The 10,351-nt window shown below is 73.8% G+C and carries 2 protein-coding genes; both read left to right on the forward strand.

Going from position 1 to position 10,351, the window contains the following annotated elements:
- The first annotated feature begins 95 nt into the window (after window positions 1-95).
- Window positions 96-9,572 carry an ADP-ribosyltransferase gene (locus tag ACFU99_RS19135; protein WP_384393293.1) on the forward strand — a complete coding sequence of 3,159 codons (9,477 nt, stop codon included), beginning with the start codon at window positions 96-98 and terminating at the stop codon, window positions 9,570-9,572.
- A gap of 295 nt (window positions 9,573-9,867) precedes the next feature.
- The coding region (locus ACFU99_RS19140) for a YbaB/EbfC family nucleoid-associated protein (protein WP_384393296.1) at window positions 9,868-10,351 on the forward strand (484 nt) is incomplete at its 3' end.

Raw genomic sequence — 10,351 nt, forward strand, 5'->3', positions numbered from 1 at the left:
CGACCGCCTCCACCAGCGCGTCGGCCACGGCGCCGGCGCGGCTTCCGGCGGTTCCCTCCCGGCTGGCCGAGGGCCGGCTCGCGGCCGGGGACATCGTGTTCACGCTCGGCGGCTCCGAGACGGCCGTCGTCGACCAGCTGATGCCGGCCCTGCGGGAGGCGCTCGGCGACGCGGCGGCGGAACTGGCGCGTACCCAGCTCCTCGCCTACCTCGGCGCCGAGGAACTCAAGCCATGGCTGTCCGGGCTGAGCCGGGGCGGCAAGCGCTGGGTGCCCCTCGACCTGCCCGGCTGGTCCGGGGAGGTCCAGGTCGGCGCGGTCCTGAGCGACCCGGTGACCGACAGCGTGCTGCCCAAGGTCGAATTCGAGAACGGGGCCGAGTCCGCGTCCTCCTCCGGTCACTTCGACGACCGGCGCCGGCGCTTCCGCTACGGGGCCGACTTCCGGGTGGCCGTCCCGAAGGGCCGGTTCGACTTCTCGGCGAGCGCGAACGCCGACCGGTCCAGCGGCAGCACCACCGACCAGAGCGGGCGGATGTTCGCGCGCGGCAAGACCTCGGAGAAGGCGCTCCGCGTCAGTGCCGTCGCCACGTTCACGTTCGACTTCTCCGACGTGACCGCCACCGGCGTCGGGCGGAGCAGCCGGGTCCTGCCCGTACGCGACCCGGCGTCCGTACCCGCTCCGGGACAAGCAGGAGCTCCGGGACAAGCAGGAGCCCAGCCGCGGCGGCTCACGGCCACGGTGCCGACTCAGCTGCTGGTCCCCGAGGCCGACTCGGCGCAGCACACGAACGCGCCCGGTACGCACCGGCTCCCGCCGGCCCGGATGCGCGAACTGCGCGCGGTCGGGGCCACGGACATCGTCATGGACGTCCACCCGGCCGACCTCACCGGGAAGCCGCTCGGCGGCGGCCTGGACGCCGTGCTGGACCAGCGGGTCGCCGGCGGGCCGTCGCCCGCCGACATCGGCCGGGAGGTGTTCGGCGACGCCTGGCCCGCGATCCGCGCCCAGCTGCTGGACCGCGTGGACCTCGGCCTCCTGCACGAGCAGTTCACCGCGATGATGTCCGGCGAGCCGCTGGACATCGTGCTGCCCGAGGGACAGGGCTCGGTCCTCTTCTCCGCCGAGGTCGCGACGGTGCGCCACGTGCGGGACACCAAAGAGACGGAGTTCAACGTCGGCACCGACGTGACCCGGACCGTCACCCTCCCCACGTCCTCCGGGTCCGGGCAGGCGCTCTCGGCCGGCGGCCAGGCGGCGCCGCTCGGCGAGCTGCCCGGCAAGCTCTCCGGCCGGTTCACCGGCCGCCGCGGGAACGACGGCGTCCTCATCTCCTCGGCGTCGGCACGTACCGGAACGGCGACGAAGACCAAGGCCGCGGGGTCGGTCTTCGACGGCGTGGCCGTCGTGCGCGTGCGGTTCGCGCGGAGTGCGGGCGGCCAGGAGCAGCGGTCCGCGACGGCCCGAACCACGCTCGGCTTCCGCACCCTGTCGGAGCAGGCCGAGACCGAGACGGTCGACGAGGCGACGGTCTTCGAGACCGAGTGGGCCCGGCGCGCCAAGCAGAGCGCACAGCCCGGACCGAGCACACGGACCGCACTCCGGACGGAGCTACGGCGCCTGTCGCCGCTGTCGCTGCCCGCGGGCGCCACCGCGTACCGGCCACCGCTCTCCCTGTGGTCCTCCGGCGACCACGGCGGCCTGCCGGACTCCTCGGTCGTCCACGACCTGTTCGCCGGCGGGGACTTCGACTTCTTCCCGCAGGAGGACCGAAGCTCCGGAGGCCGGAACGAGCCGAACCTGTCGATCCGGCAGCGGCTCGACGCCATCGGCGTGGCCGTCTTCGGCCGGGACTGGGCGGACCACCGTCCAGTGGTCCACAGCAGCTTCCGCCGGGAGCGCCTGGCGGCCTGGCTGGTGGCCATGACGCAGGGCGCGCGGCTCACCAGCGGGCCGCTCGGCGGCTCGGTCACCGCGGGGCACAGGGCGATCTCGGCCGAGGCCGCCGTGCAGCGGCTCACGTACCGGCGGACGGTCGACAAGGCCGATCTGAACGTGCTCAACGAGACGACGACCGGCGCCTCGGTCCGCACGATCGTGTGGCACGAGGGCGGCTGGCAGGCGCTCGCGGGCGGCGACGCCACGCTGCCGCAGGGCAGCGCACTCCAGCCGACCGCGGGCGGCGGCCGTCTCGTGCGCACCCGTGTGGGCGGGCGCGGCGCCGAGAGCGCCAAGAGCCTGACCAACGCCAAGTACCGCGAGCCGATGGCGGTGTTCTCGGGCGAGGCTTCGGTACGGTTCCAGGTCACCGACCCGCAGGGCCGCGTCTACCGCGTCGGCCGCGCGGGCGGCGCCGCGACGGTCCCGTTCGTCGTGGCCATTCCGCAGTCGCTGTGCGAGCGGTTCACGATGGACGCGGAGGGGCCGGCCTCCTTCACGCGCTCGGGCGAACTCCTGCGGCACAAGCGCGAACTTGAGCAGCCGGGCGTCACGCAGCCGCAGCCGACAACCGAGGCCGTGCCCGTGGGCCGGCCGTCGGAGACCGTGCCGCGCGCACCGCGCCGGGTGACGGAGCAGCGGCGGCTCGCGCTCACCGACCACGTGCTCAGTCTGCGCGGCGGCCGCCGCCTGCTGAGCGCTCTCCGCGAACGCCTGGAGGGACACTTCGGATCGGGCTGGTCACGGGCCGAGGCGGCTTTCGCGGTCCATCTGGACCCCTTCGCCCTGCGTCCGCGCATCCCGCACCTCAGCGGGCACCCGGAGGCGCTGCGGACCGTCAAGGTGTCGGTCGGCGACCTCACCGCCAAGGTGTCCCTGACCGCGGTCGCCGTGCGCGACGCGCGCTACCTCAGGACGGTCGCGGACTTCGAGTCCGAGACCGGCACCGAGGAGACCCGCTCCACCGGCGGGATGCGGGACCGGCGCACCCGTACCGCCCTGACCGCCGACCTCACGGCCAAGGTGCCGCACGCCGTCACCGTCCAGTACACCGGGACCAGGTCCGCGGACAGCACCGTCGGCAACGCCCTGGACTCCGGCGGCACTTCGGTGGCCAAGGGCAAGACCGTCGAGCCGGTCGCGCTCTTCGACGGGAAGGTCGATTTCCGGCTCGACGTCAAGCTGACGAAGAGCGAGTACCCGGTGCCCGTGGGGCCGGTCACCGGGACCGTGGACGCGCTTCTCGCCTTCCCGGCCCGCGACCTCGTCGACGCGCGTACGGAGCGGACCACCGCTCCCCCGCCGCGCCCCGAGCCCGAACGCGTCCGGCGGTCGCGCCGCCTCGGCGACAGCGACCTCGTCCAGCAGGTCACCCTGCCCGAGACGGCCGCGGGCGTCCGTGAGCTGCTCGACGCCCTGGACGTGCGCGGCAGGCGGGTCTTCGGCACGGGCAAGCGCTGGGAGAAGGCCAAGTCGGACCTGGCGGCGGGGCTGCACACCGGCCGGATCCGGCAGCACCTGCGCGGGATGATGGCCGATCAGCCGCTGATCGTCGATGTGCGCGGCGGCGTCGTCGCGGTCACCGCGAGCGTGGCGGAGCTGACGCACACCGCGGACGCCGGCACCACCGAGTTCACCGTCGGCGCCGAGCGCACGCTCGGCGAGGGCGGGACGGACGGCGTGTCCGCGCTCGGCGGGGGTTCGAGCATCACGCACACGCTCAAGATCTCCGGGAAGGGGCAGGTCGCCCCCGGGGTCAGTCTCGTCGGCGGCGGCAGCGGCACCCGGACGACCGGCCATGAGGAGCTCTCGGTCACCGGGACCACGAGCAAGACCGCCCGGACCACGAAGAGCAAGGTTCCCGCGTCGCTCTACGAGGGCACGGTCCTGCTCCACTTCGACATGCGGGCCACCGACGACAGCCTGACCGGCCGGGTCCGGCGGGCCGTGGCCCGGCTGCGGGCCCGGCGGCTCCAGGAGGAGATCGGACGCCTGGGCGCGGAGTCGCACCAGCCGTCGGCGCGGACGTCCCGGCCGTCCGAGGAACAGGAAACATCCCGGCCGTCCGAGGAACAGGAGACGTCCCGGCGGGCCGGGGAACAGCGGACCGAGGCGGGCCGTACGGTCTTCGTCCAGAAGCTCGCCCGCAAGCTCGCGGACCTGCGCCGCACACCCCAGCAGACCGACCTGACCCGGCGGCTCGCGGCGGTCGGCGCGCGACGCAGGCAGGTACTGGACCGGCAGTTCGAGCTGACCCGGCAGAGCGCCGGGCGCGCCATCGGGACCGCGACGATCGGTTTCGCGACGCTGATGGAGACCGCGGCCGCCGAGCCGTCGGCCGCCACCGCGCACGAGGAGCCGACGGCCACCGAGCCGCAGTCCGTGCAGGACTGGGTGATACGCGATCTCGGGTCCGTCGGCGGGCTGCACCAGATGCTCGACGCGTACGGACTCCAGTACCTCGGCGAGCAGTGGCGGAGCAGGCCTCGCAACGGGCACCGGACCTGGGCGCAACTGGCGCAGGAGCGCTTCGGCCTGCCGATCCTCCAGACGTGGCTGACGCACCTGATGGCGACCCCGGCCACGGGGGCCGAGGGCGAGACGCGGCTCGTCTCACGCGCCCCGCTCGGCATCGACCTGTTCACGGTCGGCGGCGAGCAGGTACGCGTCACGGCCACGGCCGACCTGCCCGATCCGCTGAGCCTGGAACGCCTGGACGAGAAGGCGGAGCAGGCGCTGGGAGCCGAGGCCGGCCACCGGTTCGGCACCACGCACCTGAATACGGACCAGCGGGGCGGCCAGGCGCAGTTCGGCGTGGAGGGCGGCGTGACCGAGGTCGCCGGCCTGCGCGGCGGCGTCCACGTCGGCGGCGCCCACCGGCAGCGCGAAGGAGGCATGCAGGGCGAGTCCGGCCGGGTCTTCGCCAACGCCAAGATCCCCCAGCCGCACGAGATCCGTACGGGTTCGGTGCGCGTGACCTTCACGTACTACCAGGGCGCGCGGAAACTGGGGACGGCCCAGGGCATGGCTCCGGTCACGGTCGGCATCCCGTGGACGCCGCCCCGGCCGGAGCCCGCTCCCGAGGGGCAGGGCACGTCCGCCTCGGAGCGGAAGCCGGAGGAGGCGACGGGACAGAAACCGGTCACGGAGACCGTCGAACCGCAGACGGCCGAGGAGGCGGCGCAGACCGCGCCGAAGCCGGAGTCGCAGGTCCAGAGCGGGACATCCCGCCCGGTGCTGCGGCTGCGCGGCGGGGCGGCGCAGTACGAGGACTGGGACGAGTTCGTCTCCGAGGACTCCGACGACGCCATGTCGGAGGAGACCGACTCCGGCCGCACCGCGTTGTACACGGCGCTGTACGGGGGATGGCCCGAGTTCTTCTCGTTCCTCGATGGTTCCGCCGGCGAGAACGCGGCGTCCGACGACGGCATGTCGGAGGCCGAGGACACCAGCGAGGAGGACGGGACGGTCCTCCCCGGCGCGACGCCGGGCACCCTCGCGGCGTTGGCCAACACTCCCGCAGACGCCGCCAGAACCGCGCCGTGGGTGGAGGACACCCCGGGCCTCCCGGCGACCGAGGACGTCACGCGCCTCCCGGAGTACCTGCTGTCACAGCGGCCCCACCCGCTCGCCGCCGGACCCGCCTGGACGTTCATTCCTCGCCTGACCGGCACCGATCCCGCCGCCTCCGCCCTGCGCGAGCGCCTGCTGGACGCGGCGGCGCGCCTGGAACAGGAAATGATCCAGCGGCTGATCGCCGAGGGGGGCGCAGGGGTCAGGCACTCCGCCCTGTCCGGCCCCGGCGACACCATCACGCCGCACGACCGGAAGACGTGGGAGGAACGTCTCAAGCTGACGGTCGTCTCGCTTCTGGACGCCCCGCACGAGGAGCCCGACGAGGCGGAGCTGACGGCCTATCTGGTCCCCTCGGCCATCGCCTTCCGGCAGGACCTGTGGCGCGGCGAGATCGCGGGCCATCTCTCCGGCGGCGACCGGCGTCTGCTGACCGAGCACCTGAACCGGGCGCTCCAGCCCTGGCTGGCCGAGCTCCACCGCAGCGACGCCGCGCAGGCGGACAGCTCCGACGAGGAGATGTCCGAGCACTCGGGTTCCGACGAGGCGATGTCCCCGGGAAGGGACTCCGTCTCCGAGGGCTCGGCGATGTCCGAAGACTCGGAGGTGTCCGAGGACTCGGCGACGGTGTCCGAGGGCGACGGCTCGGCGATGTCCGAGGACGAGGATTCGGTCTCCGGCGCGGCGGAGGCCGCCGGGCAGGCCAACCCGCACGCGGACGCCGAACGCGAGCGGTTCCCCGGCGCGCTGGTCTTCGGTTCCACGGCCGAGGGCTCGTCGTACGGCGCCGAGCACTGGAACGCGTACGTCGGCGACCTGCCCGTGCGCTACGCCAAAGCCCTGCGCGACTACACCGGCGGTCCCGAGGACGAGCACATCCGCCGGCTGCCCTACCAGCCCGCCGACATCGAGATCAAAGCCCTGGCCCGCGACCTCGACGCGAACGACGGCACGCTCACCCACTTCATCCGCGCCCTCCGCGACCAGCACTGGATCGATCTCGACGAGACCTACGACGACATCCTCGTCGAGGGCAAGCCGACCGAACCCATGACCGGCCGTCAGTTCGCCGCCCATGCCCTGGCCGCCACCGAACACCATGTCCGCGCCCTCGACGGCATACTCACCACCCGCACCGTCCCCCGCGACCTCATCGTCATCAAGGGCCTCGACGAGCAGTACTTCGCCCCGGGCACCGACGTCGCCCCCGGCCTCGTCGTCCGCGAGGGACGGTTCATGTCCACCTCCCTCGGCCCCATCGCCGAGGACTTCAGCGACCGCCCCTACATCCTTCATCTCCATGTCCCCCAGGGCACCCCGGCCCTGTACCTCGCCGCCCTCTCCCACACCGGCGACGACGAACGCGAACTGCTCATCGCCCGCGGCTTCACCTGGCGCGTCACCCACGTCGACGTGGCCGCGGGACCCTACGGTCTCCCCCAGCAACACCTCTACGGCGAACTCCTCGCCCACGGCCCCGCCATGTTGCGGCTGCGCGGCGGGGCGGCGCAGTACGAGGAGTGGGACGAGTCCGTCTCCGAGGACTCCGACGACGCCATGTCGGAGGACGGCGAGTCGGAGTACGCCGAGTCCCACGGCGCGATGTCCTACGACACGATGTCGGAGTCGGGTTCGGGCGAGGACAGCGTCGTCGGCGCCGAGGCGTCGCCGGAGGCGCTCGCGGCGCTGGCCGGCACCCACGACGACCCCACGAACGCCACGCCGTGGGCGGAGGAGGTCCAGAGCCTCCCCGAGTACCTGGAGTCGGGCCGGCCGCTGCCGGCCGGCGCCGCCGAACTCGCCTGGCAGTTGATCCCCCGCCTGGCGGGCACCGATCCCGTCGCCGCCGAGCTGCGCGAACGTCTGCTGGACGCCGCGGTGCGTCTGGAGGGGGACGCGTGGGCCGGACACGCCGCTCTCACGAACGGGGGCGTCGCCACCACGCCGCGCGACCAGGCTGCGTGGCAGGAATTCCTCCAGACGACGATCATCACGCTTGAGGACGGCCCCGACGAGCAGACCGAGGACGAAGCGAGGCTGACCGCCTTCCTGATCCCGTCGGCCCTCGCGTTCCGGCGAGACCTCTGGCGCGGCGAGATCGCCGGCCGACTGCCGGGCGGGCTCCGCCGGCTGCTGACCGAACGCCTCACCCGGGCGCTCGCCCCCTGGCTGAACCGGTTCCAGGACTCGGACGCCGATGCCGCGCGCGCAGCGGCGCACCGCTACCACATCGAGCGTCTGATGGCCGCACGGGCAGCCGGCGCTCCGGAGGCCGCGAACACCGCCACGGCACCCGCGCACTCGTCGATGTCCGGGGGCTCATCGGTGTCCGGGGCCTCGGAGATATCCGAAGACTCGGCCATGTCCGAAGGCTCGGGGATGTCCGAAGGCTCGGGGATGTCCGAAGGCTCGGCCATGTCCGAGGACGAGGAAGACGGGGAAGACGAGGCATCGGTCTCCGACGCGACGGAGGCCGGGCAGGTCAACCCGCACGCGGACACCGAGCGCGACAAGTTCCCCGGCGCCCTGGTGTTCGGCTCCGCCGAAGAAGGCATCGCGTACGGCGCCGGCCACTGGGACGAGTACGTCGGCGATCTGCCCCCGCGTCCCTTCAAGGCCCTGCGCGCCTATACCAAGGGCCCCGAGGACGAGCAGATCCGCCGGTTGCCCTACCGGCCCGCCGACATCGAGATCAAGGCGCTCGCCCGCGACCTCGACGCGCACGACGGCACCCTCACCCGGTTCACCCGCGCCATCCTCGACCAGCACTGGATCAAACTCGACGAGACCTACGACGACATCCTCGTCGGCGGCAAACCCGCCGAGCCCATGACCGGTCGCGAGTTCGTGGCCTATGCCCTGGCCGCCGTCGAGCACCACGTCCACGCCATGGACGAGATCCTCGGCACGCTGCCCGTCGCCCAGGACCTCGTGGTCATCAAGGGGCTCGACGAGGGGTACTTCCCCACGGGCCTCGCCGTCTCGCCGGGCCTGACCGTCCGCGAGGGACGGTTCATGTCCACCTCGCTCGGCCCCATCGCCGAGGACTTCGCCGACCGTCCGTACATCCTCCATCTGCTCGTCCCTCAGGGCACCCCGGCCCTGTACCTCGGCGCCCTCTCCGCCACGGGCGACGACGAGCGCGAACTCCTCATCGCCCGTGGCTTCGACTGGCGGATCGACCACGTCGAGGAGGTCCAGGGGCCGGAGGGACCCCAACAGCACCTCTACGGCAAGCTCCTCGCCCACGGCCCGGCGGCCCCGGGGCAAGCCCCGGCTCCGGCCACGGGGCAGGAGCCCCGCCCGGCGCTGCGGCTGCGCGGAGGGGACGCCGGCGCCACGTCGGAGACACGGGAACACCCGGAACGAAGCGGTACGGTCCAGCCGCGGCCGCAGCATCTCCCGCCCGCCAACCTGGGCCTGATCCCGTCCGCCAACCTGGACGCCGCCCCGGCCCCGCCCCAGCCCGCCCCGGTCACGGCCACGACAACGACCCTGACGACGGCGCCGCCCGCCACCACAGCAGCGAAGGAGTCCGACGCCTCGGCACGGCAGCCGGTCGTGCCGCTGGTCGCGGACCGGTCCCTGGTCCGAGGCCGCCTCCAGGCGGTCGAGTGGGTGTCCACCGGCACCTCGTCCGGTGGCATCCCGACCGGTCGACACGGCCAGGCCGTCGGCCAGCTCCGCTACGGGACGGGCATGCTGGACGTACCGCACGTCCAGGCGCCCCACCCGGTCGCGCCCCTGACCGCCGCGTCCGGACAGGGCGGCGAACCGCCGCGCATCCTGCACATCACCGGGGTGCTGTCCGGCGACGACGGTCCCGAGCGGTCGGAGTCGATCGTCCGGGAGCTGTTCCGGAGCGCCTCCCGGCTGACCGCGACCGACGTTCTGGTCGAGTCCAACTCGGTCGGCGCGGCGCCGGAACTGCTGCGCTCGCTCGGCTTCCGGCGGCTCGGCGAGGGGCCGCTGTGGCACATCGCCGCCGACGCGTTCGTCCGCACGCTGGAGGGCCTGCCGGAGGCTCACGACCTGGTGGTGGAGAACTGCGAGTCCCGGTGAGCCGTGTGCGCCGGACCGGGAAGCCGCACGCGGGCCCGGTGCGCGCCGTCGGACGGAACGGTCCGGCCCCGGCGCGTACCGGGTCACCGCCCCCGGACGCGGGGGTCCCCGAACAGGGATCTGGGCAGGGTCGCGAGGCGGCGGGAAGGATGGGCGGCGGACCGATTCCGTCCTACCGCGTTCGGCCGCCCCCGTGGTGGCGCGCCCGAGTGCCGGCGTGCTCCGGAGCCGCCGCCCGCTCGCCGCGTGCCCGTACGTCCGCACCGTCCCCAGGCCCGCACGAGGAGCAGCGCACATGACCGACCGTCCTTCGATCGATATCGCCGCCCTCACCGAGCGGGTGCGCCATCTCCAGGGCGACCTCTCCGGTCTGCGCGAGGACCTGGACTCCTGTCAGGCGACGGGGCACGGCGGCGGCGGTCTGGTCACGGCGACGGTGAGCGGTGAGGGGCGGCTGACCGATCTGCGGATCGACCCGTCGGTGATCGACCCGGACGATCCGCGGACGCTGACCGATCTGGTCATCGAGGCCGTGGGCGCCGCCCAGAGCACCGTCACCGAGCTGCGCACCGAGCGGGTCGGAGAGTTCACCGGAGGGCTCAACGACCTGACGGCCGGTCTGCGCGAGCACACCGAGCAGTCCCGGCGGGCTCGGGCCCAGCGCCCGGCGTTCACCCCGCCGCCTCCGGTACGGACCGCCCCCGGCGGGGGGGGGCCGGGGGGCCCCGCCCCCCCCAACGGCGGCGGCCCCGCCCGGGGTCCCGTCGGGGGGCCGGCGC

It is taken from the genome of Streptomyces sp. NPDC057654 (assembly GCF_042800135.1).
Lineage (GTDB): Bacteria > Actinomycetota > Actinomycetes > Streptomycetales > Streptomycetaceae > Streptomyces.